The sequence below is a fragment of the Acidovorax sp. 69 genome (assembly GCF_002797445.1).
Taxonomy (GTDB): Bacteria; Pseudomonadota; Gammaproteobacteria; order Burkholderiales; family Burkholderiaceae_C; genus Acidovorax.
This window is the reverse complement of sequence record NZ_PGEP01000001.1, coordinates 982,236-1,006,361: the sequence shown is the minus strand read 5'-3', so window position 1 is coordinate 1,006,361 and position 24,126 is coordinate 982,236. Positions and strand designations below refer to the sequence as shown.

The 24,126-nt window shown below is 64.8% G+C and carries 15 protein-coding genes and 3 pseudogenes; 9 read left to right on the top strand and 9 right to left on the bottom strand.

Annotation, left to right across the window (positions count from 1 at the left end; translation table 11 throughout):
- Nucleotides 1-124: 124 nt before the first annotated feature.
- The 3 genes from gspF to CLU85_RS04650 all read left to right on the top strand — a co-directional run bounded on the left by gspF (nucleotide 125) and on the right by CLU85_RS04650 (nucleotide 2,857).
- On the top strand, nucleotides 125-1,357 hold the full coding sequence (gene gspF / locus CLU85_RS04660; RefSeq protein WP_100409264.1) for a type II secretion system inner membrane protein GspF: 1,233 nt from the start codon (nucleotides 125-127) through the stop codon (nucleotides 1,355-1,357).
- A gap of 4 nt (nucleotides 1,358-1,361) precedes the next feature.
- Nucleotides 1,362-2,312, top strand: coding sequence for a 5'-nucleotidase (locus tag CLU85_RS04655; protein WP_100409263.1), 951 nt, complete (start codon nucleotides 1,362-1,364; stop codon nucleotides 2,310-2,312).
- 125 nt (nucleotides 2,313-2,437) lie between these two features.
- Nucleotides 2,438-2,857 carry an EF-hand domain-containing protein gene (locus tag CLU85_RS04650; RefSeq protein WP_369858156.1) on the top strand — a complete coding sequence of 140 codons (420 nt, stop codon included), beginning with the start codon at nucleotides 2,438-2,440 and terminating at the stop codon, nucleotides 2,855-2,857.
- A 262-nt stretch (nucleotides 2,858-3,119) separates the two neighbouring features.
- Here the strand turns inward: CLU85_RS04650 and CLU85_RS04645 are convergent, their stop codons facing one another.
- From CLU85_RS04645 to CLU85_RS04635, 3 genes and pseudogenes are all read right to left on the bottom strand, one after another.
- Nucleotides 3,120-3,551, bottom strand: a complete 432-nt coding sequence (locus CLU85_RS04645) for a hypothetical protein (protein ID WP_100409261.1) — start codon at nucleotides 3,549-3,551, stop codon at nucleotides 3,120-3,122.
- Between the two features lie 399 nt (nucleotides 3,552-3,950).
- A pseudogene (locus tag CLU85_RS04640) lies at nucleotides 3,951-4,444 on the bottom strand (DUF1854 domain-containing protein).
- A 21-nt stretch (nucleotides 4,445-4,465) separates the two neighbouring features.
- Nucleotides 4,466-6,772 (bottom strand): ABC transporter ATP-binding protein, encoded by a 2,307-nt coding sequence (locus CLU85_RS04635; RefSeq protein WP_100409260.1) that lies wholly within the window; start codon nucleotides 6,770-6,772, stop codon nucleotides 4,466-4,468.
- Between the two features lie 239 nt (nucleotides 6,773-7,011).
- On the opposite strand from CLU85_RS04635, the gene cphA (CLU85_RS04630) reads away from it, so the two are divergent.
- The 3 genes and pseudogenes from cphA (CLU85_RS04630) (at nucleotide 7,012) to CLU85_RS04620 (ending at nucleotide 12,402) form a co-directional block, all read left to right on the top strand.
- Nucleotides 7,012-9,219 (top strand): cyanophycin synthetase, encoded by a 2,208-nt coding sequence (gene cphA, locus CLU85_RS04630; protein WP_100409259.1) that lies wholly within the window; start codon nucleotides 7,012-7,014, stop codon nucleotides 9,217-9,219.
- Nucleotides 9,220-9,317: 98 nt separating this feature from the next.
- On the top strand, nucleotides 9,318-11,897 hold the full coding sequence (gene cphA / locus CLU85_RS04625) for a cyanophycin synthetase (RefSeq protein ID WP_100409258.1): 2,580 nt from the start codon (nucleotides 9,318-9,320) through the stop codon (nucleotides 11,895-11,897).
- Between the two features lie 29 nt (nucleotides 11,898-11,926).
- Nucleotides 11,927-12,402, top strand: a pseudogene (locus tag CLU85_RS04620) (CreA family protein).
- Nucleotides 12,403-12,598: 196 nt separating this feature from the next.
- On the opposite strand, the gene CLU85_RS04615 reads toward CLU85_RS04620, so the two are convergent.
- From CLU85_RS04615 to CLU85_RS04600, 4 genes are all read right to left on the bottom strand, one after another.
- A complete protein-coding gene (locus CLU85_RS04615; RefSeq protein ID WP_100409257.1) occupies nucleotides 12,599-13,246 on the bottom strand; it encodes a DsbA family oxidoreductase in 648 nt (215 codons plus the stop codon).
- Between the two features lie 124 nt (nucleotides 13,247-13,370).
- Entirely contained in the window at nucleotides 13,371-14,171 is an 801-nt protein-coding gene (locus CLU85_RS04610) for an SDR family oxidoreductase (RefSeq protein WP_100409256.1), read from the bottom strand.
- A gap of 43 nt (nucleotides 14,172-14,214) precedes the next feature.
- On the bottom strand, nucleotides 14,215-15,258 hold the full coding sequence (locus CLU85_RS04605) for a tripartite tricarboxylate transporter substrate binding protein (protein WP_100409255.1): 1,044 nt from the start codon (nucleotides 15,256-15,258) through the stop codon (nucleotides 14,215-14,217).
- 78 nt (nucleotides 15,259-15,336) lie between these two features.
- Nucleotides 15,337-16,206 (bottom strand): oxaloacetate decarboxylase, encoded by an 870-nt coding sequence (locus tag CLU85_RS04600; RefSeq protein WP_100409254.1) that lies wholly within the window; start codon nucleotides 16,204-16,206, stop codon nucleotides 15,337-15,339.
- Nucleotides 16,207-16,495: 289 nt separating this feature from the next.
- Here CLU85_RS04600 and prpR point away from each other — a divergent pair, with 289 nt between their 5' ends.
- A complete protein-coding gene (prpR, locus tag CLU85_RS04595; RefSeq protein WP_100409253.1) occupies nucleotides 16,496-18,472 on the top strand; it encodes a propionate catabolism operon regulatory protein PrpR in 1,977 nt (658 codons plus the stop codon).
- A 70-nt stretch (nucleotides 18,473-18,542) separates the two neighbouring features.
- Here prpR and CLU85_RS04590 read toward each other — a convergent pair whose 3' ends face one another.
- A complete protein-coding gene (locus CLU85_RS04590; protein WP_100409252.1) occupies nucleotides 18,543-20,054 on the bottom strand; it encodes an AMP-binding protein in 1,512 nt (503 codons plus the stop codon).
- Nucleotides 20,051-21,217, bottom strand: coding sequence for an acetyl-CoA acetyltransferase (locus CLU85_RS04585; RefSeq protein ID WP_100409251.1), 1,167 nt, complete (start codon nucleotides 21,215-21,217; stop codon nucleotides 20,051-20,053). Before CLU85_RS04585 ends, CLU85_RS04590 begins: the two co-directional genes overlap by 4 nt.
- A 427-nt stretch (nucleotides 21,218-21,644) precedes the next feature.
- Here CLU85_RS04585 and CLU85_RS04580 point away from each other — a divergent pair.
- Both CLU85_RS04580 and CLU85_RS04575 read left to right on the top strand, forming a co-directional pair.
- Nucleotides 21,645-22,609: pseudogene (locus tag CLU85_RS04580) on the top strand (YcjF family protein).
- Nucleotides 22,610-22,814: 205 nt separating this feature from the next.
- A complete protein-coding gene (locus tag CLU85_RS04575) occupies nucleotides 22,815-24,125 on the top strand; it encodes an SPOR domain-containing protein (RefSeq protein ID WP_100409250.1) in 1,311 nt (436 codons plus the stop codon).
- Nucleotide 24,126: the final 1 nt, after the last annotated feature.

Below are 24,126 nucleotides of genomic sequence, written 5' to 3'. Positions count from 1 at the left end.
GACGGGCCCGCGGGGGTCACAGGTAGCCGCTACCATCGCTGGGTGACGGATATCTGCCCTTGTACACCGGCGGCCCGGTTCATGAACCATCCAACCGCCGCCTCACTACGCCCACCCGCATCGCATGCCCGCTTTTTCCTTTGAAGCCCTGGACGCCCAGGGCCAGACCCGCAAAGGCCTCATGGAGGCCGATACCGCCAAGGCGGCGCGCAGCCTGCTCAGGGCCCAGGCTCTGGTGCCGCTGGCGGTGGAACTGGTGCAGACCGGACAGTCGCTGGATGGCCGCACGGCCAGCCTCGGCCAGCGCCTGTTCACCCGCCCCGTGTTCAACGCCACGGCCCTGGCCATCTGGACGCGGCAGATCGCCGGGCTGGTGTCGTCGGGCCTGCCACTGGAGCGCGCACTGACGGCACTGTCCGAAGAGGCCGATGACGAACGCCAGCGCCACCTCGTCGCGGCGCTGCGCGCCGAGGTAAATGCTGGGGCCACATTTGCACGGGCCCTGTCGCAGCATCCGCGCGAGTTCTCGGACATCTACTGCGCCGTGATCGGCGCCGGCGAACACAGTGGCAACCTCGGCCTGGTGCTGGAGCGCCTGGCCGACGACCTGGAAGAGCGCCAGGCGCTCAAGGCCAAACTGGTGGGCGCCGCGCTCTACCCGGCCATCGTGACGCTGGTGGCCATCGTCATCGTGCTGTTCCTGGTGGGTTATGTGGTGCCCCAGGTCGCCAGCGTTTTTGCGGGCACCAAACGGGCGCTGCCGTTCTTGACCGTGGCCATGCTGGGCCTCAGCGCCTTTGTGCGCAGCTACGGCTGGGTGTTGCTGATTGCTTCTGTTTTAATAGCAACTGGAGCAAGATGGGCGCTCACCATCGAGCATATTCGCGAAAAATTCGATGCCGCGTGGCTCAACCTGCCACTGGTGGGCAAGTTGGCCCGGGGCTACAACGCCGCCCGATTTGCCGGTACGTTGGCCATGCTGGCGGGTGCCGGCGTGCCTATCCTCAAGGCCCTGCAAGCCGCCGCAGAAACCCTGAGCAACCGCGCCCTGCGCGCCGACGCGCTGGACGCCCTGGTGTTGGTGCGCGAGGGTGCGCCCCTGGCGTCGGCACTGGCGCAGAAAAAACGTTTTCCGGGACTGCTGTCGATGTTTGCGCGCCTGGGTGAACAGACCGGGCAACTGCCGGTGATGCTGCAGCGCGCAGCGCGGCAGTTGTCGGCGGAGGTGCAGCGCCGCGCCATGGCGCTGGCCACCATCCTGGAGCCGCTGCTCATCGTGGGCATGGGCCTGATCGTGATGCTGATCGTGCTGGCGGTACTGCTGCCGATCATTCAGCTCAACCAGTTTGTGAAGTGACTATATGGCCGTGACTCTGGACGACAAACTGGTGGTGGCGATCTCCTCGCGGGCGCTGTTCAATTTCGAGGAAGAGAACCGCGTCTTCGAACACGAGAACGACGACCGCGCCTACGTGGAACTGCAGCGCCAGCGGCTCGACGTGCCCGCCGCACCCGGCGTGGCGTTCTCGCTGGTGCGCAAGCTGCTGGCGTTCAACACGCCCGAGCACCAGCGGGTCGAGGTGGTGCTGCTCTCTCGCAACGACCCGGTGAGTGGCATGCGGGTGTTCCGCTCGTGCCACGCCCATGGCCTGCCCACCATCCAGCGCGGTGTATTCACCCAGGGGCGCGATCCCTTTCGCTACTTGCGCCCATTGGGGGCGCATCTTTTCCTGTCCGCCAACGAAGCCGACGTGCGCGAGGCCCTGCACCTGGGCTACCCCGCAGCACGGGTGGTGACGGAATCGGTACAGGCAGGCGACTCCAACCCGAACGAAGTGCGTATTGCGTTTGACGGCGACGCAGTGCTGTTCTCCGACGAGGCCGAGCGCGTATACCAGGCCGAAGGGCTGGCCGCTTTTCAGCAACACGAAACCGACAAGGCCGAACAACCTCTGCCCGATGGCCCATTCAAGCCGCTGCTGGCTGCGTTGCACCGCCTGCAGTCTGCGGGCGAGGCAGGTGGCGATGGCATGCGCATCCGCACGGCCCTGGTCACAGCGCGCAGCGCCCCAGCGCACGAACGCGCAATCCGCACACTGATGGGCTGGAACATCGCAGTGGATGAGGCCATGTTCCTGGGCGGCCTGCCCAAGGGGGAGTTTCTGCGCGAGTTCGAACCCGACTTTTTCTTCGATGACCAGACGGGTCATGTCACCTCGGCCGCACGCCATGTGCCCGCAGGCCACGTGAACAGCGGCATCTCGAACCCCCACAAAACGGTGGGCATTGACAAAATCGGTAACCAGAACTGAGCGGGCTTGAAAAGACCCGGCAAAAGCTTGCAACGACCGGTGAGATCCTGCAAAACCCCGGTTGCAATCTCCCGCACGGCGCCCCCATGTGCAACGATCACCGCTCTGCACCAAAGGAACACAGCTTGCGCACACAAATTTCAAGGATGGGGTGGCTGTTGTCCACCCTGTGGGTCTGTAGCGCTGCCCAGGCCCAGGCACCTGCGACCCCGGAACCCGCCCCTGGCGCCTACCACACCGCCACAACGCCCACAGAACCTCGGGCCTCACGGACCCAGGGCGAAGCCAAGGCCATGCGCGAGTTCAAGATGCTGGACTTCAATGGCGACGGCAAACTCAGCCGCACCGAGGTCAAACTTTTTCCTCGCCTCGCAGCGGCTTTTGACGAGGCGGACACGGATGGGGACGGCTACGTGTCGTACGACGAGGTGCGGGTGTTTGCGGCCAAGTACCGCGCTGAGCGCGAGCGTGTCAAAGCTGCGCAGGCCACCACCATCCCACCCACACCACACACATCCACGGCAGCACCCGAAACCCGGCCTTGAAGGCAACCTCTGTGGTCGATGCCAGCAGCGGTAAAAAATTCACGCGGAATTGGCACCTGGCGCTTATCCATAAAGCGCAAAAAGCTATATTTTTAGGAGCAAACGCTCCATCAGAAGGCAGTGCACCCCAACTGGAGGTGCATTTCTATCCGCATGTGCCCTAGCCCTATCCAGCAAAGATGCCGGAGACTGCACACAACGCCATGCCCCACCAAGCCGGAGCATGCCCTCCCCCTCCTCTACCGCAGGGCGCGGTCGAGGCTCAAACACCCCCCGTGCGCTTGACCTTCGGGTCTGCGTAGGTCAACGGCTCGTTCTTGGCCTGCTGGGCCAGCCGTTCCTGCAGGGTCATCTTGTTGATCTCCTGGGCCATCTCCACCGCGCTACCGCTGGCTCGCCACATGGACTGGATGTGCTCCAGCAGCTGCTTGTAAAGAGGCTCCTTGGGCGGCTCTGGCGGCTCTTCCACGGTCTCCTTCTTCTTGACCGTCGTCCAGTCCCGATTGGGCGCATCGGGTGCGGAGGGCTTGTCCGGCTCACGCACGATCGCGCCATCGCCCATTCGGTCCATGGACTCGACGGGGTTGGGGGCGTTGATGGGACGCACCGGAGGCGCCCCAGAGGCGCCAGTGGAATACAAATCAGCGCCCTGAGGACGCCAGCTCGGCGATCGATCGACAGGTGGCATTTGCATAACAATGGCCCGTAGTTGAAAGGAAGTTACAGAAGGTCTTCCGGACTCTTCGTACATTCATTACGGCAAAAAGAAGGGGAAATTTAGGTCTTTTTCACCGATTGACTGAAATATAGGGTTTTCCCTTAGAAAATCCGCCCACAGCCTGCCTCTCCTGCCCCCTTCACCAGAACAGACGGCGGACATCCCTCCGAGCGGCGCAAGGCGACGAGCAAAGGCACGCCCCCCAAAGAGGTCGCGTACGGGGCTGTAAGCTAGCCAAAGTCCGTGGAGTATTAAGAGACGGTGCCGCGTCCAACGCTCAGGGGCACGAGCGAGCGTGTCAAAACACTGCAGCGATAAGAGCGGCTACAGATGGAGAAACGGGGACTGGGCTGCGTCTGCCCCGCCACCTGCCGATCAAAGAAAACGTTCGAGCAATCGGCGTGAGTGCCGGTCCAACGCCGTGGTGTCCTTGACTCTGAACTGCACCCCATCGCCTCCAGCGATCAAGAGACGCGTGCGCCCCCGAGGCGGCGAATGTCCTCTTCGGCCTTCAAAACAAGGCTGGCCGGACCTCGGTCGGTCTCTACACTCCAAGTGCTGGGCGTCGAAAAACTAGACACGGCGAGGATTTTTTCGATAGTGGGTACAAACTCGCGCACTTCCAGCTCTTCCTCGATGAGCTGCCGGGCGGGATGAGCTACCGCCTCCAGTCGGGGAATCCACAGCATTTCATGCCCGTCCGAGCCCACCAGCGAGAGCCCATCACCGGGCGCCGCAATGGGAAAGGCACGCACCGGCGTGACGCCTTCGTGGGTTGTGCCATCAGGCAGCGTGAGGATCAGACGGCCATGCGGATTGCGCGCCAGTTGGAAAGACGGGGTGGACGACGGAGAAGGGGATGGGTTCATGACAGACTCGCTCACAACATCTCAGGGATTGCCAGCAGGGTGGGCTGGGTGCAGCAGACCGCTGTCAATGATTACACCGGCCGCCTGGGCATCTTCTTCGGCGCGGCGCGCCTGGGCTTCATAGAGTCGCCAGTAGGCGCCCTGCTTTTCCATCAGTTCGTCGTGTGGGCCTACCTCCACCACCTCGCCCCGGTCCATCACCACCAGGCGGTCGGCCTTGCGCAGGGTGGACAGGCGGTGGGCGATGGCGATGGTGGTACGGCCCTGCACCAGGTTGTCCAATGCCTTCTGGATTTCCTTTTCGGTCTCGGTATCCACGGCGGAGGTGGCCTCGTCGAGGATCAGGATGCGCGGGTCGATGAGCAGGGCACGGGCAATGGAGATGCGCTGGCGCTCGCCCCCAGACAACCCCTGGCCGCGCTCACCCACCAGTGAGTCGTAACCGTGCGGCAGGCGCAGAATGAATTCGTGGGCATGGGCGGCACGGGCGGCCGCCACGATCTCTTCGCGTGTCGCTTCGGGCTTGCCATAGGCGATGTTCTCGGCGATGGTGCCAAAGAACAGGAAAGGCTCCTGCAGCACCAGGCCAATGTGGCGGCGGTAGTCGGCCACCGCAAAGCGGCGAATGTCGATGCCATCGACCTGGATGGAGCCGTCGCTCACGTCGTAAAACCGGCTGATCAGGTTGACCAGCGTGCTCTTGCCCGAGCCGCTGTGGCCCACCAGGCCGATCATCTCACCAGGCCGAATGTCAAGCTGAAGCCCCTTGATGACCGAGCGGCTGCCATAGCGAAAGCCCACCCCCTGCATGCTGATCGCGCCCTGAACCTTGTCCACCTTCACGGGTTGTGCCGGGTCTGGCACATTGCTCACATGGTCGAGGATGTCAAAGATGCGCTTGGCACCGGCAGCGGCCTTCTGCGTGACCGAGACGATGCGACTCATGGAATCGAGCCGGCTGTAGAAACGCCCGATATAGGCGATGAACGCAGTGAGCACACCCACCGTGATCTGGTTGCGCGAGACCAGCCAGATGCCAAAGCCCCAGACCACCAACAGGCCGATTTCGGTCAGCAGCGACACCGTGGGGGTGAACAGGCTCCAGGTCTTGTTGAGCTTGTCATTCACTTCCAGGTTGTGCTGATTGGCATCGCGAAAGCGCTGGGCTTCGCGTTTTTCTTGCGCAAAGGCCTTGACCACCCGGATGCCGGGAATGGTGTCGGCCAGCACGTTGGTCACTTCGGACCACACACGGTCGATCTTCTCAAAGCCGGTGCGCAGGCGGTCGCGCACGGTGTGGATCATCCAGCCGATGAAAGGCAGCGGCACCAGGGTGACCAGCGCCAGCCAGGGGTTGATGGAGAACAGGATGGCCGCCGTCATGCAGATCATGAGCACATCGGTCACGAAATCGAGAGCATGCAATGAGAGGAAGACGTTGATGCGGTCCGTCTCCGAGCCGATCCGCGCCATCAGATCGCCGGTGCGCTTGCCGCCAAAATAGTCGAGCGACAGGCGCAGCAGGTGCTCGTAGGTCGTGGTGCGCAGGTCGGCGCCGATGCGTTCGGACACCAGCGCCAGGATATAGGTACGCGCCCAGGAAAGGCCCCAGGCGGCCAGAGCGGACGCCAGCAGGCCGCTCAGGTACAGCAGCACCAGGCTGGGTTCGATCTTCTGGCCATTCTGGAAAGGGATCAGGATGTCATCCATCAGGGGGATGGTGAGGTAAGGCGGCACCAGCGTGGCGGCGGTGGACGCCAGCGTGAGGCAAAAGCCCGCCGCCAGCTGCTTGCGGTAGGGGCGCGCAAAGCGCCACAGACGCAGCAGCACCCAGGTAGAGGTCTGCGGCGGCTGGGCACGGGCACAGGCCGGGCACTCGTCCGTGTCGGGCGGCAGCGGCGTGTGGCAGGTGGGACAAGCAGGCTCATCGGCCTCGTCCTCAGCCCCACCCTCGCCCCGTGCGTTTTGCTGCTCGAAACGCTGCACCAGGCGCAATGCCTGGGCATGGTGAGCCAGCGTGAAACGCCACAGCGCCAAGCGGGCGCTCGGGTCATGCAGCTCCAGCGAGCCGATGCCACCATGGTCCTGCAGGCGCAGTGCCAGGGCGCTGCCCAGCGGCCAACTGCGCCAGACGGTGGTACCCGGCTCGCAGGCCAACAAACGCTCGGACGTCACCACCACCCACCCTGCCGCAAACTGCAGTGCGACGCTCAGGTCAACCTGCAGCGCAGCCAGCACGTTCTCTTTGGAAGCGAGCATGGCTCGCAAATCAATCCCCACAGGGCCAGAAAAGACACCGGAGGCGTCCACAGAATGGTGATGTTGCATTTTTGGTTGGTTTTTCCGCCACCGACAGCCCACGGTGGCCGAACTCGCGAAAGCAGGAATTCTCACCGATACTGCACACCACGGTGCGACGGCATCCTCATGTAACGTCTGCGGCAGTCATTTGGCTGACACTGCGCACAGCCTTGGACTGGCGCACAATCATCGTCCACAAAAGTCCCCCTTCGTCCTCTTTTCCCCGCAAAGCCCTCCTAAGGCTGGAAACACACCCGCTGCAATCCATGGCGAAACTCAACGACATCCAACTGCTTCGCATCAACTACCTGCGCGGCCCCAATATCTGGACCTATCGGCCTGCACTGGAAGTCTGGCTTGACCTGGGAGCGCTGGAGGACCACCCATCCAGCACCCTTCCTGGATTCAATGACCGCCTCACGGCCTGGCTGCCGGCGCTGGTCGAGCACCACTGCGGCGTGGGCGAGCGCGGTGGTTTCATGCAGCGCCTGCAGGAAGGCACCTGGTGCGGCCACGTGCTGGAGCACGTAGTGATTGAACTGCTGAACCTGGCGGGCATGCCCACCGGTTTTGGCCAGACGCGCAGCACCAGCCAGCGCGGCGTGTACCGCATGGTGTTCCGGGCCCGCGACGAAAGTGTGGCGCGCGTGGCGCTGGCCCAGGGCCACGCCCTCATCATGGCGGCCATCAACGACGAGCCTTTCGACGTGTCTACCGCCGTGGCCCGGGTGCGCACCGAAGTGGACGACCAGTACCTAGGCCCCAGCACCGCCTGCATCGTCACGGCCGCCACCGACCGTGGCATTCCTCACATCCGCCTGAACGATGGCAACCTGGTTCAGTTGGGCTACGGTGCCAGCCAGCGCCGTATCTGGACAGCCGAAACCGAATTCACCAGCGCCATTGCCGAAGGCATCGCCAGCGACAAGGACCTGACCAAGGGCCTGCTCAAGGCCTGCGGCGTGCCCATCCCGGAAGGCCAGGTCGTCAACAGCCCCGAAGAAGCCTGGGAGGCTGCGCAGGATATCGGCCTGCCCGTGGTGGTCAAGCCCTCGGATGGCAACCACGGCCGGGGCGTGACTCTGGACCTGCACAAGCAGGAAGACATCAAGGCCGCTTACCACGTCGCCTACCCAGAGGGTAGTGATGTGATGGTTGAGCGCTTCATCCCCGGCGACGAGCACCGCATCCTGGTGGTGGGTGGCAAGGTGGTAGCCGCCGCGCGTGGCGAGGTGGTCAGCATCACCGGCAACGGCCGCTCCACCGTCAAGGAACTCATCGACACCCAGCTCAACTCCGACCCGCGCAGGGGCTACGAAGAAGAGTACCCGCTCGAAATCATCGACCTGGCCACCGACACCAAGGTGCTGCTCGAACTCAAGCGCCAGGACCTGGGCGCCGGCTCCGTTCCTGCCGCAGGTCGCCAGGTGGTGGTGCAGCGCAACGGCAACGTGGCCGTGGACTGCACGGACGACGTGCACCCCGAGGTGGCTTACATCGCCCAATTGGCGGCCAAGGTGGTGGGCCTCGATATCGCTGGCATCGACATGGTGGCGCGGGACATTTCCAAACCCCTGCACACCCAGGGTGGTGCCATCGTCGAGGTGAACGCCGGCCCTGGCCTGCTCATGCACCTCAAGCCCGCCGTGGGCGCCCCGCGCCCCGTAGGCCAGGCCATTGCGGAGCACCTGTTCCCCTCTGAAAACGACGACGAAGGCCCCGTGGGCCGCATTCCCCTGGTGGGTGTTGCGGGTACACGCAACACATCGACCATCGCCCGCGTGGTGGCCTGGCTGCTGCACCTGAGCGGCCACCACACAGGCCTGGCCTGCCGCGACGGCCTGTTCCTGGACCGCCGCTGCGTGGAAGCCACCGATTGCGCCCACTGGGAAGCCGCCCACCGCCTGCTCATGAACAAGATGGTGCAGGCCGCCGTGATCGAAAGCGACGCTCGCACCATCCTGCGCGACGGCCTGGCCTACGACCGCTGCCAGGTGGGCGTGGTGACCGACATGGATGGGGTGGAAACGCTGGCCGAATTTGACGTGCACGAGCAGGACCAGATGACCAAGGTGATGCGCACCCAGGTAGACGTGGTGCTGGCCGAAGGCGCCACCGTGCTGAATGCGGCCATCGCCCAGGTGGCCGATCTGGCCCCGCTGTCCGACGGAGACGTGGTGCTGTATGCGCAAGACGCCACGCTGCCCGCCATCGTCGAGCACCGTGCCAAAGACAATGGCCGCGCTGTCATCGTGAAGAACGGTCGCGTGGTGTTGGCCACGGGCAGTGCCGAGCATGTGCTGGGCGCGCTGTCTGACCTGACCTTCGGCCGCAATGCCGTGGTGCCCGACACCGAAGCCCTGCTGGCCGCGGTCGGCACCGCCTGGGCGCTGGACATTGCCCCCGACCTGATCGGCGCAGGCATCAAGACCTTCGAGCCCGAACTGGTCCCCACCGCCGCCCTGCGGTCGTGACGGCCTCTCGTGCATTTGCCTTTGTTTGTTGCTTGACCCCACATCCCACGACCTGAACAGGGCCCCAGCGCTCTGATGGACCACTGAAAGAGACTTCCATGGATGTAACCCGCACCCGGGCCCTGCGCGGCCCCAATCTCTGGAGCCGCCACATGGCCATCGAGGCCGTGGTGACCTGCGCCGAGAACGAGCGCGCCGTGGGCCAGATGGCCGGATTCGAAGCCCGCCTGCGGGCCCTGTTCCCCGCCATCGGCGCCCTGCACCCGGAAACCGGTGGCGGCGATGTGTCGCTGGCCCACGTGCTGCAGACCGCAGCACTGGCGCTGCAAGCGCAGGCCGGCTGCCCCGTGACCTTTGCGCGCACCACAGCCACCAGTGATGTCGGTGTGTACCAAGTGGTTGTCGAATACAGCGAAGAAGCCGTGGGCCGCAAGGCGTTTGAAGACGCACAGCAACTCATCCAGGCCGCGCTGGGCAACGGCAGCTTTGATGCCGAAAAGGCCGTCGCCGACCTGCGCGAGCTGGACGAAGACGAGCGCCTGGGCCCCAGCACCGGCTCCATCGTCGAGGCCGCTGTGGCCCGGGGCATCCCCTACCGCCGCCTCACGCGCGGCAGCCTGGTGCAGTTTGGCTGGGGTTCCAAGCAGCGCCGCATCCAGGCAGCCGAGGTCGATTCGACCAGCGCCGTGGCCGAATCCATCGGCCAGGACAAGGACCTGACCAAGCGCCTGCTGCACGCTGCTGGCGTGCCCGTGCCGCTGGGCAAGCCGGTGGAGACTGTGGACGAAGCCTGGGAGGTCGCCCTGAAGGTCGGCCTGCCCGTGGTGGTCAAGCCGCAAGACGGCAACCAGGGCAAGGGCGTCACCGTCAACATCACCGACCGCGCACAGCTTGAAGAGGCCTATAAGAACGCCTTTGAGTATGGCACCGTGATGGTCGAGCGCTTCTTACCCGGCCACGACTTCCGCCTGCTGGTGGTGGGTGACCAACTGGTGGCCGCCGCCCGCCGCGAGCCGCCGCAGGTGCTGGGTGATGGCGAACACACCGTGCGCGAGCTGGTGAACATCGTCAACCTGGACCCGCGCCGTGGCGAAGGCCATGCCACCTCGCTGACGAAAATGCGCCTCGATGACATTGCCGTGGCCCGCCTTGCCATGCAGGACCTGACACCCGACTCCGTGCCACCCAAGGGCCAGCGCGTGATCCTGCGCAACAACGCCAACCTCTCCACTGGCGGCACCGCCACCGACGTCACCGACGACGTGCACCCCGAAGTGGCGGCGCGCGCCGTGGCCGCCGCCCAGATGGTGGGCCTGCACATTTGCGGCGTGGACATGGTGGCAGAAACCGTACTGCGCCCGCTCGAAGAACAAGGCGGCGGATTTGTCGAAGTGAACGCCGCCCCTGGCCTGCGCATGCACTTGGCACCCAGCTACGGCAAGCCCCGCAATGTGGGCCAGGCCATGGTCGACAAGCTCTACGCCCACGGCGACGACGGCCGCATCCCCACCGTGGCCGTCACCGGCACGAACGGCAAGACCACCACCGCCCGCCTGATTGCGCACCTGTTCACCGCGCAGGGCCTGCGCGTGGGCATGACCAACACCGACGGCGTCTACGTGAACGGCCGCCAGATTGACAGCGGCGACTGCAGCGGCCCCAAGAGCGCCCGCAACGTGCTGCTGCACCCCGAGGTGGACGCCGCCGTGTTCGAGACCGCCCGTGGCGGCATCCTGCGCGAAGGCCTGGGTTTTGACCGCTGCCAGGTGGCCGTGGTCACAAACATCGGCGCGGGCGACCACCTGGGCCTGAACTACATCACCACGGTGGAAGACCTGGCCGTGCTCAAGCGCGTGATCGTGCAGAACGTGGCGCCCACGGGCTACGCCGTGCTCAACGCCGCCGACCCCATCGTGGCCGCCATGGCCACGGCCTGCCCCGGCAAGGTGATCTACTTTGCCAGCGACCGCCACCACCCCGTGATGGTCACGCACCGCGCCCAGGGCCACCGCACGGTGTATGTGGATGGCGACTCCATCGTGGCCTCCGAAGGCTCATGGCGCGAGACCATCCATCTGCGCGACGTGCCCATCACGCGCAACGGCAAGATCGGCTTCCAGGTTGAAAACGTCATGGCCTCCGTCGCCGCCGTCTGGGGGGTGGGCATGCCCTGGCAGACCATCCGCCGTGGCCTGTCGGGCTTTGTGAACGACAGCGACAACGCCCCCGGCCGCTTCAACATCATGGACTACCGGGGTGCCACCGTGATCGCCGACTACGGCCACAACCCCGACGCCATGCGCGCCCTGGTGCAGGCCGTGGACGCCCTGCCCGGCAAGCGCCGCAGCGTGGTCATCAGTGGTGCCGGCGACCGGCGCGACGAAGACATCCGCGAGCAGACCGTGATCCTGGGCGCCGCATTTGACGACGTGATCCTGTACCAGGACGCCGCCCAGCGCGGCCGTGCCGACGGCGAGGTGATGGCCCTGCTGCGCGAAGGCCTGGCTGGCGCGCCCCGCACCACGCATGTGGAAGAGATCCGTGGCGAGTTCATCGCCATCGACGCCGCGCTGGAGCGCCTCTCGCCCGGCGACCTGTGCCTTGTGCTGGTGGACCAGGTCGAAGAAGCGCTGGCCCACCTGGCCCAGCGCTGCACCGACGCCGGGGCTGCTGCGTGAAAGCCCCCCAAGCGGCGGCGGCAACCCTCGTGGCCATCGCTGCGACGGCGGCCCTTCTGGGCGCGACCAGTGCAGCGCAGGCTGCGTCTGGCGAGAAGATCGGCACCGTAGACACGGCCTTCCAGTGGATTGGCCGCGACCACGACATCATCGTCGAGGCCTATGACGACCCCGGTGTCCTGGGCGTGACCTGCTATGTCTCACGCGCACGCGTAGGCGGCATCAAGGGTACGCTGGGCCTGGCCGAGGACCGCGCCGAAGCATCCATTGCCTGCCGCCAGGTCGGTCCCATCAGCATTCCCGAGCCACTGAAGAAGCAGGAGGAAGTGTTCAGCGAACGCATGTCCATCCTGTTCAAGCGCCTGCGCATCGTGCGCATGGTGGACCCGGCCCGCAACACGCTGGTGTACCTGACCTACTCTGAAAAGCTCATCGACGGCTCCCCCAGAACAGCGTGACCGCCGTGCCGGTGGACCGGGCGCTGGCGATACCGCTGCGCAAGTAGCCCATGCGCTGCGCGCACGCTGGCAGGCCCTGACACCCGCCGCTACCACCAATACCCAGTGGCACAGCCAGCGCGCAAGAAACCTAAAAGAATGGGGCTGCATGCAGCCCCATTCTTTGATCAAAACAGCCTCTGATGCTTATGCATAAAGCACACGAAGCTATCTAATTAATAGCATTCAAAGCGCCGAGGCCAATCACCCCTGTGCCGCAATCTGCCGCAGCGCCTGCTCAAACACGTCAACCGGCTGCCCACCCTGGATCAGATGGCGCTCGTTGACGATGATCGCGGGTACCGAATGGATGCCGTTTTGCAGATAGAACTGCTCGCGCTCGCGCACCTCGTCGGCGTAGCGGTCTGAGGCGAGCAGCGCACGCGCCTCGGCCACATCCAGCCCCACCTCCCCCGCCACACGCACGAGCACCTCGTGGTTGCTCGGGTCTTGTCCGTCGGTGAAATACGCCTTGAACAGCGCATGCTTGAGCTGCGGTTGCAGGCCCGCCTCTTCAGCCCAATGCAACAGGCGGTGCGCGTCGAAGGTGTTGTAGACACGGCTGCGTTTGCCCTTGCCAAACGTAAACCCCAGGTCGGCGCCACGCGCTGCAATCGCCTCGCGATTGCGCTCTAGCTGCTCAAGGGTGGAGCCATATTTTTCCTGCAGATGCTCGTTGATGTCCTGGCCCTCAGGGCCCATCTGCGGGTTCAGCTCAAACGGCTGGAAATGCAGGTCCAGCGCGACCTCGCCCTGCAGGCGATCCGCCGCCTGCTCCAGCGCCTTGAGGCCGATGATGCACCAGGGGCAGGAGACATCGGAGACGAAATCGATTTTGAGGGTGGTGGGCATGGGTCAAGTCTGAGGATGGCAAGCGGGGATAGTAGGACGGGCCTCAAAACCGCGCAGGCCGCAGGTTTAATGAAGGCCTCCGGGAGCCGTTGAAGTGCAGTCCAACCAGAGCGTGCTTCAAGTATCACACCACCATGGGCGTCGCTGCACCATCCATCGTCAGGACCACGCCCGTGACATAGCTGGCACGCTCGGACGCCAAAAACAGCACCACATTGGCGACCTCCTCCGGCTGTGCCAGGCGACCCAGCGGCACCTTGCTCGTCGCCTGCGCAAGCGCTTCCTGTTCCGAGATGTTGTGCATGCGTGCCGTGGCGAGCATTCCCGCCTGCAACCGCTCGGTGTGGGTGGCGCCGGGGTTGACGGCATTCACGCGCACGCCCTTCGGCCCATAGGCAGCCGCCATGCCCGCGCTCACGAGCATCAGCGCCGCATTGGCGGCCCCGCCAGGCATATGGATGGGGCTGGCGACCTTTCCGCCTGCACCCACCACATTGACGATGGCCCCCTGGCCCCGTGTCCCCATCTTCTTGACCACCAGATCCACCATGTGGACATAGGTGAAGAATTTGGCGTTCATCGCATCGTGCCAGGCCTGCGCGCTCAGTTCCTCGGGCGGTGTACGCCGGGCAGCCCCTGCAGAGTTGACCAGCACATCGACGTCCCCAAAGGCGGCTTCGGCAGCAGCCAGCGCTTTCGCCGCCGACTCCGGCTGCTGCAGGTCAGCGGCATGGATGCTGATACGCCCAGCGCTGCCATTCACATCCGCCGCCAGCCGGTGGCGTGCGGCCTCCAGGTGTTCGATGCTGCGCGATACCAGGCTTACGCGCGCCCCTTCGGTCAGAAACGCCGCCGCACAGGCAAAACCAATGCCTTTGCTGCCCCCCGTGATGAGGACATGCTTGTCCTTGAGATTCAGATCCATTGACTTGCTCTGATAAAGGTTAAGTTGGCAGGACCACGCCGCGTCATTCGATCGAAATGCCAGCCGCTTTGACCACGGCACCATACCGATCCAGGTCCCGCTTGATTTCATCGCGATATTGCTCCGCAGTGCCAGGTGTGGGCTCGATACCCATCACACGCAATTTCTCGCGCACTGCGGCATCGTTCAGCACCGCGTTCAGTTCCGTGTTCAGTCGCGTGATGACCGCCGCAGGCGTACCCACCGGTGCCAGCAGTCCCACCCAGGAGTTGACAACAAAGTCCGGCACACCGCTCTCGACAAACGTGGGAACATCGGGCAAGGCGCTGGTGCGCTGCGCACTCGACACCGCAATGGCTTTGAGCTTGCCGGATTTGATGTGTCCGTGGGCGCCCGCCACCGCCGTGTACACCAGTGGAATCGTGCCCCCCAGCACATCGGTCATGGCTTGGCCACCGCCCTTGTAGGGCACGTGGGTCAGGTTGGCACCCGTCCGGATCTTGAGCAATTCACCGGCAATATGGGGGGTGCCTCCCGTCCCCGAGGTGCCGAATGAAAGGCCTCCTTGCTGGGTCTTCGACAAGGCAATCACATCGGCCAGGCCCTTGACCGGCACGCCAGGGTTTGCCACGAGCACCAGGGTCGCATCACCAATCTTGCCGATCGGCGCGAAGTCTTTGGCCGTATCAAAAGGCAGTTTGGAAAACACATGCGGATTGATCACCATGGTGCCGTCAAAACCCAGCACCAGGGTGTAGCCATCTGCCGGCGCCGATTTGGCCAGCGCGGTGCCAATGTTCCCGGAGGCACCCGGTTTGTTGTCCACCACGACCTGCTGGCCGAGGCGCTTGCCAAGACTTTCGGCAATCAGACGCCCGCTGGTGTCGGTGACGCCTCCAGGGGTGAAAGGAACAATCAGCCGGAGAGGTTTGCTGGGCCACACGTCCTGCGCATGCGTGGCCGTGGGCATCCCGGCCACCATGCCGAGGCACAGCACGGCTGACAGGGCAAGCAGCTTGCACCGACGCTGCATGCCAGGCGCAGGCGGCACGTTGCCGTACGGGACGAGAAATGGATGAGGCTTCATGTTTGTCTCCTTCGTGTTGTGCTTTGAGGTCGTCATGTCGAGGGGGTGAAAGGCTCCAGCAGGCACGCGCTTCGCAAGTCAGGGCGTCTCGGCGTATTGGCGTTCAAACGCCCAGACGTCCTCAAAACCCATGAGCTGCGTCAATTCCGCAAAGGGCATCAAGCCTGCGTCGCTGTTCACCGACGAGCCCGTGCGCTGAAACTGCGCATACACCGTCTTCATGGCCTGGGTGGCGGCCAATAAGGCAGTGACCGGAAAGATGGCGAGCTTGTAGCCAATGGACTCCAGCTCGTTGTGCGACAGCACGGGCGTCCGCCCGCCCTCCACCATGTTGGCCAGCAGGGGCTTGTCCACGGTTTGGCCAATCTTTCGCATCTCTTCCTCGCTCTCGGGCGACTCGACAAAAAGGATGTCCGCTCCGGCGCGGGCGTAAGCCTCTGCCCGGCGAAGGGCCTCATCGAGACCGAGGCTGGTACGCGCGTCCGTGCGCGCGATGACCAGGAAATCGGAAGAACGGCGGCTGTCAACGGCGACGCGAATCTTGCGCACCATGTCTTCCATGGGGATCACCCGGCGGCCAGGGGTGTGGCCACATTTCTTGGGGTATTCCTGATCCTCCAACTGGATGGCTTGCGCGCCCGCAGCCTCGTAACCCTGCACCGTGTGGCGCACGTTGAGCAAACCGCCATAGCCCGTATCGCCGTCCGCAATCAGCGGGGAGCGGGCCATGCCTGCCATGGCCTTCACCCGCCCTACCATGTCCGAATACGTGGCCAGCCCGGCATCTGGCAAGCCCATGTGCGATGCCACCGTGCCAAAGCCCGTCATATACAAGGCATCAAAGCCGAAGGTGTCGGCCAGCCGCAGCGAGACCATGTCGTACACCCCGGGTGCAATCACCAGCCCAGGCTGGGTCAGAAGGTGGCGCAAAGAGGTGGGAGCGGACATGGACGTTTTGGAAGAAGGAGCAGATTCAGACATGGCAATGGAAGTGATGTTGTAAGCAGGGTTGTATGAGGGTGGTTACTGCACAGTACGTGCCAACCCGCTCCGCTGCCGCAAGGCATTGATTTGATTGACTATGCCTACGGCAACGTGGCGCAGCAGCGGAGTGGATGTTTCATTGGCCCCCAAAATGTTTCATACTTGTGTTTCACTTGCAGACCAATGAAACGCAACGACCTCTCGTTGAAACGCTTGCACAGCCAGCGCATCGTCCGCGCTCCGCCTCCGTCCTATGCCAACCCCCGTCACGCCGCTTGCCAGTCGTCCTCGCCTTTGCTTCGTGAGCTACCGCCAGATCCGCCTGATGGCCATGCCCATCGTGGCGGAATACCGGGACAGAGCGGAGATCGAGGTGATTGATGGCAGCTTTGAGGTAGCCCTTGACCTGGCCCGCCAGCGCCTGGACAGCGGGCTTGTCGATGTCTTTGTCAGCGCGGGGTCCAACGCCAGCCTGCTACGCAGCGGGATCAGTGCACCGGTGGCCACCATCCAGTTGAGCGGGTTTGACATCCTGCAGGCGCTCATCAAGGCGAGAGCGACGGCTGACCGGGTGGGTATCGTGATGTACGGGCACACCCTCCCGGAACTGGAATCCGTCAAGGGCCTGCTGAACATCGACATCCACCAGTACGCCTACCAGACGCCCGACTCGGCCCGCGCGTGCATCCGCCAGCTGCACAGCGATGGAATCCGCGTGGTCGTGGGCTCCAGCCTGGTGGTGGAACTGGCAGAAAACGCAGGCTTGGTTGGATTGCTGGCGTATTCGCATGCCAGCATCCGCCAAGGCTTTGAAGACGCCCTGGAGTTGGCCCGAGTGGCACAGCTGGAGGCGGGGCGATACGAACAGCTCAACACGGTGCTGCACACCCTGCAAGAGGCGGTCCTGGCGGTGAATCAGTCTGAACAGATCATTGCCATCAACCCGGCGATGCAACGCATTTTGGGCATGGTGCGCGCGCCGCGCCTGGGCGAACCACTCGCGTCCATCACCACCGACCTGTCGCTGCGCGAGACGCTGGAGAGCGGCCAGCCAGAACATGGCGCGGTGCTGCGCCTGCAAGGCCGCGACTGGATTGCCAATCGCACCCCCATTCATGAAAGCGGCCAAACCACGGGCGCAGCGCTGACTTTGTACGACGCTCGCACCATCCACGAGGCCGACAACAGCTTGCGCATTCAGCACCGCCGCAGCGACCATGCTGCGCGCCATCGTTTTGAAAGCCTGGCGGGGCAAGCCCCTGCGTTTTTGCAAGCCGTCGCCAGAGCCCGACGTTATGCCGCCACCGACTTCAGCGTCTTGATCACCGGAGAGAGTGGTACCGGCAAAGAGCTCTTTGCGCAGGCCATGCACAACGCAAGCCCAAGGGCACGCCAGCCCTTCGTGGCCATCAATTGCGCCGCGTTCCCTGAAACGCTGCTGGAAAGCGAGCTGTTCGGGCACGAGGAGGGCGCTTTTACCGGTGCACGCCGCGGCGGCAAGCGCGGGCTGTTTGAAGCGGCCCACACGGGAACCTTGTTTCTGGACGAAATCGGCGACATGCCGCTCACGCTGCAAACCCGCTTGCTGCGCGTCTTGCAGGAGCGGCGCATCACCCGCTTGGGGTCTGTCACTCCCATCCCAGTCGACGTGCGCGTGATAGCGGCAACCCACCAGCCACTGCTGCAGATGGTGAATGCGCGCCAATTCCGTCAGGACTTGTACTACCGCCTCAACACCCTCACGCTGGCGTTGCCCCCACTGCGTGATCGCAATGGCGATGTCCAAGCCCTTGCCGCGCGCCTGCTGGCCCACAGTCTGACCCGGGTCGGCGTGTCCAGCTTTGCCGCCGCTGAGGTACTCGTCAATGTCGGAGGTGCACTGGAACAGCATCCGTGGCCCGGCAACGTGCGCGAGCTGGAAAACATGTGCGACCGCATCGCCGTATGGCTGTCTCAGTACCGCCGAATCGAAAGGGTGGAGTGGAGCGGGTTGCGACACGAATGCCCGGAACTCTTTGCTGCCCCGCCAGACATTGAACAAGCCCCGGCAGCCGAAGCGCCTGAGTCAGAACAACCAGATCGGCACGCACTTGCCCTCGCAGCGTTGGAGCGCCATGGTGGGCGCCCTGGAGCAGCAGCTGCGGAGCTGGGTATCAGCCGGTCCACTTTTTGGCGTTGGTGTCGAGACAAGCCGTCCGCGACCGTTGAAACACATGAACCCGAGGGATGAACTGATCGGCATCGGGACTGACAACGGGTTGCTGAAACACACTCTCCCTGAGCGCCGTGCACTCCACCACTCAAGCCATCGCACGCAGCTCCGTCTTCAACACCTTCCCATAGCTATTCTTCGGCAGCGCCTCCACCCACCGGTATTCCTTGGGCCGCTTGAACCGCGCAATGTGTGCAAGGCAGAGCGCATCCAGCACCGCATCGGCCACCGCCCCGCCCTCCCCCGCAACCAGGAAGGCCACCACCACCTCGCCCCATTCCGCATCGCGCTGGCCGACCACGGCGACCTCGCGCACCTGGGGGTGGAGCAGCAGCACCTCTTCCACCTCGCGCGGGTAGATGTTGCTGCCGCCGGAGATGATCACGTCCTTGGACCGGTCCTTGAGCGTGAGAAAACCATCGGCATCCAGCGCGCCCATATCGCCGGTGCAGAGCCAGCCGTCGCGCAGGGTCTGCGCCGTGGCGGTGGGGTTGTTCCAGTAGCCGAGCATCACGGTGTCGCCGCGCACCACCACCTCGCCGGTCTCGCCGGTGGGCACGGGCTGACCCGTGGCATCGACCACACGCACTTCCACCAGCGACTGCGCCACGCCCACCGACACCATGCGCTCGGCCCAGCGGGGGTGGTCGCGGTCGGCCAGCTGGGCGCGCGACAGGGCGGTGATGGTCATGGGGCTTTCGCCCTGGCCGTAGATTTGTGCAAAGCGGTTGCCCATCACCACCAAGGCGTTGCGCAGGTCGTCGGCATACATGGGGCCGCCCCCGTAGACGATGGTCTTGAAGCCCGAGACATCGGCGCCCGTGGCGCGCACATGGTCCACCAGGCGGTGCACCATGGTGGGTGCGGCAAACAGCGTGAGCTGGCCGACCGATGCCGCCAGCTGCACCAGTTCCGCAGGCTCAAAGCCGCCCGACAGCGGCACCACATGCCGCTCGCCGCGCAGCACCTGGGCGTAGTTGTAAAGCCCCGCGCCGTGCGACATGGGCGCGGCGTAGACCATGGCATCACCGGGCAGTACATCGTCCACATCGGTGAAGTAGCAGGCCGTCATGGCCAGCAGATTGCGGTGGGTCTGCATCACGCCCTTGGGACGGCCGGTGGTGCCCGATGTGTAGAACAGCGAGGCCACATCGTGCGGCGCTCGGTCGCACACGTCCATGGGAGGGTGTGCGACCGCGGCGCGATAGGCGTCAGAGCCGAAAACCAGCACCGCGCCCTGTAGTGCATCCGCCTCGCGCACAGCGGGCGCCAGCACTTCAGAGGTCAGCACCACCTGCGCGCCGGAGTCGGCCAGCACGTAGGCCAGCTCTTTGGCATGCAGCTTGTAGTTGACCGGCACCGACACGGCCCCCGCCCACAGGATGGCGTGCAGGGCCTCCAGGTACTCGGGCGCATTGGCGGCGTAGATGGCCACGCGGTCGCCGGGGGCTACACCGCACTGCGTGCGCAGGTGAGCGGCCAGTGCTGCAGTGCGGGTGGCCAGCGTACCGTAGGTCCACAACACCTGGTCGCCGTGCAACAGCGCGGGCTGGTGGGCGTGGAGCAAGGCGCTGCGACGCAGCAGGTGGGCGATGTTCATAGTGCGCGCTCCAGAATGCTCACGTAGTTGGCCACGGCCGAGCCACCCATGTTGAACACACCCGCCAGCGTGGCGCCCGGCACCTGCAGGTCGCCCGCCTCGCCCATCAGTTGCATGGCCGACACCACATGCATCGACACGCCCGTGGCGCCGATCGGGTGGCCCTTGGCCTTGAGCCCGCCCGAGGCATTGACGGGCAGACGCCCCCCGCACAGCACGGTGCCGTCCTCCAGCAGGCGGTGGCCCTGCCCCACAGGCGCCAGGCCCATGGCCTCGTACGTGAGCAGTTCGGCGATGGTGAAGCAGTCGTGCACCTCAGCCAGCGACAGGTCGTGCACCGTGCAACCTGCCTGCTGCAGCGCCTGTTGCCAGGCACGCCGTGGCCCCTCGAAGTCCACCACCCGGCGGCGCGCCATGGGCAGATAGTCGTTGACCTGCGCGCGCGCTTTGAAGCGTACGGCGCGGGGGAAGTCGCCCACCGCGCCATCGGCCGCCAGGATGAGCGCCGCCGCGCCGTCGGACACCAGCGAGCAATCGGTCTTGCGCAGCGGCGCGGCAATCATCGGGTTGCGCTCGGACACGGTGTTGCAGAACTCAAAACCCAGGTCCTTGCGCATGTGGGCCCAGGGGTTGAGCACGCCGTTGGCGTGGTTCTTGGCGGCGATGCGTGCCAAGGTGGACGAGTGGTCGCCATGCGCGGCAAAGTAGTCCTGCGCAATGGTAGCAAAAATGCCCGGAAAGCCGCCCGGCGGGTGGCCGGCCTCGCCCGAATAACCGCATTCGCCCAGGATACGCGTGGTCTCGGCGCCGGATACAGCGGTCATTTTTTCGGCACCGATGACGAGGGCCACCTTGGCGCGCCCAGCTTCGATCGCGTCGCACGCCGCATAGATGGCGGCCGAGCCTGAAGCGCAAGCGTTCTCCAGCCGCGTGGCGGGCTTCCAGCGCAAGGCATCGTCGCATTGCAATACCAGCGACGAGGCAAACACATCGGGCGTGAACCCGCCGTTGAGGTTGCCCAGCCACACACCATCCACCACCGTGCCGTCAATGCCCGCGTGCTGCAAGGCCTCACGGCCCGCGCGGGTGATGAGGTCTTCCAGCCCGAGGCCGTCCAGCCTGCCAAACGGCAAATGTGCCCAGCCCACGATCGATACACCCATGTCCACACTCCAGCAACGTCACATCAATGGGAGGCACTGTAGGCACGCCGTGTACCCCTGCACAGTCGCCCAAATACCCAAGGGAAAACCCTTCCGGCCATCCATCCACATCGCGCTGCCAGCCCGGCCAATTCCCTACAAGCTGTGGCGTTGAAACCCGGTTGCCTAGACTGCATGTGGACCTCTAGGGATCCTTTGCACGAATCGAGCAGCAAGTATGCGCTGCGGATCGGAGCGGGCTGCCAGGCGCAAAGCGCAGCAATAGCCGTAGCTATTGCGAGCATTTGCGACGCCGCCGACAGCCCGAGACCGCAGATGTACACCGCGCGGTGATTCGTGCAGAGGATCTCTCGCGCCGCTGTATGGGCCAACAACACCCGCGCGTGCGCCCCACCGTTTTTATTCAACGCCCTTGCGGGCATACGCCATGACCCTCGACCAGCAACAATCCCTCCTCACCATCGCGCTTCTCGCCGCCTTTGCGGACGGCAACAAAGACGACGCCGAACGCGAGGAGATCCGCCGCATTGCCCAGTCACTGGCGGGCGATGCGGGCATGGCCGACCTGCCCCGCCTTTATCAGGATGTGCTGCTCCAGCGCACCAGCGTATCGGCCGCCGTGCAAGGCTTGAGCGAACCCCTGCACCGCCAGCTGGCATACGAAATGGCCGTGTGTGTGTGCGACGTGGACGGCCGCCAGACTGCGGCAGAGCGAGAGTTCCTCATCAGCCTCAAGGCGGCCCTTCAACTGAGCGCCCCTCAAACGGCGGCGTTTGACCAAGCGGCGGACGCGCTGGTCGAGGTGGCCGAGAAAGCTGTGCCCCTGGCCGCTCCCGTTGCTGCGGCCGCAACAACAGCCACTGCCACCTCCAGTGCTTCGGATGCCGAGCTGGACAAGTCCATCCTCAACTATTCCCTGCTCAACGGTGCGCTGGAGCTGTTGCCGCAGTCCTGGGCATCGATGGCCATCATTCCCATGCAAGTGAAGATGGTCTATGCCATTGGAAAAACGCACGGGGTGGAGCTGGACCAGGGGCACATCAAGGAGTTCATCGCGGCAGCGGGTGTGGGCCTGACATCTCAGTACCTGGAGCAGTTTGGCCGCAAGCTGCTGGGGGCCTGCTGGGCAAGGTGGCGGGCCGCACGATCGGTGGAATGGGGGGCGCTGCCACAGGCATGGCATTTTCGTTTGCCACCACCTATGCACTAGGGCAAGTGGCCAAGCGCTACTACGCTGGCGGCCGGATCATGAGCACGGCGATGTTGCGCGAGACCTTTCAGGGACTGCTCACGCCCGCCAAGCAGTTGCAGACGCAATACCTGCCGCAGATCCAGCAAAAGGCGGCCACGCTGGATGCTGGCCAGATCATGGCTTTGGTGCGTGGCGCATAAAAATGCTACATATTTAGTAGCTATTGGCGCATATTCCGCCTGCACCTCCTGCCTCTTTGACCCAAAATCCGCCGCGCTCCCGCGTAGAGGCCTGCCAGAAGGCTTGGGCGTGAGGCTCCACGCTGCTGCGCACACCCGTTGCCCCGGCGCAGCGCCTTGCTGCAAAGCAGGTGGCACACCGGTCGGTGCATGACAGAATCCAGCCATGCTCGACCACACGGATCCTGTCGCCTCCATCATCCCAGCCATGTCGCTCGATTCGCCATCCGACAACGCCATGGCGGCCATGTCGCGCCTGGCGCTGGGGCCGGTGAATGCGGACTACTACCTGAAGGTATTCGAGCGCTTTGACGACACCGGCCGCACAACCACCACCTGGAACTGGGCCGCCTGCCTTTGCACCCTGAATTGGATGTTGTTTCGCCAGTTGTGGGGCGCCGCGCTGGTCTATGTGGCGGCAGCCGAGGGGCTGGCGCTGATCGTATTCGGGGTGGGCCGCTCTTTACTGCACTGGCCTGTGGGCGTGGAGCTGGGTGTGCTGGGCGCTTTTGCGGTACTGGCCTTTGCCGTGCCGGGGCTGTATGGCAACGCCATCCTGTACGCCGACATCCGCAAACGCATTGCGCGCGCGCTGGCGGCGTCGCGCACGGTGCCCGAGGCCTGTGCGCTGCTCGAAAAGCAAGCCAGCTCGCGCAAGCGGCTGCAAGTGCTGGTGGTGGCCAATGGGGTGCTGGGCATCGCCGCGCTGATCGCCTACCTGGCCCTGTCGCCCTCGGATGTGAAGCCCCTGGCGCTGGAGCCCGCCGTCACAGTGGCGCAGGCCACGGCAGCGGCCAACGCGGCATCGGCCACCAAGCCCGTAGGGGCCTTGCCCGCTCCAGTGACAGAAGCAGCGCCCACGCCTGCTCCACCGCCTGCCACGTCCGAGACGGCCACAGCAGCCACACCGGCACCTGTGGCGCCAGCGCCCGTTCCATCTGCGCCTTCGGCACCTGCCCCTGTCCCGCCAGCGCCTGCTGCCGCAGCTGCCAAAAAATCGGCCGAGCCCCCATCCCCCACGCCGTCCGCAACAGCCACAGCGTCCACCAAGGCCGCCACGGCAACGCCGCCCAAGCCCGCGACCTCTGCGGCATCGCCCCCCGCGCCAGCACCTGCAGCCAGCACCACCAAGCCCCTCCCTGCGCGCCGCGATGCAGCCAGCCGGGCGGCAGCCCCCCCCAAGCCCAAGGCACCGGCGGCAGCAGCTTCCACCGCCGATACCGCGCTGCCCACGGTGGGCACTGCCCCGGGCTACTACATCAACGTGGGCCTGTTCGCCGAAGAAGCCAACGCACGCAAGACGCAGGCGCGCCTGCTCAACGAAGGCCTGCCCGCCTTCCGCCAGGAGCTGAACAACGCCAAGGGGCGACGCATCCGTGTCCGCGTGGGCCCCTACGACACGCGCGCGCAGGCCGACAGTGCGGCAGAAGCGATCCGCGCCATGGCGCTGGAAGCGGTGGTGTTCAAGCAACCATAGC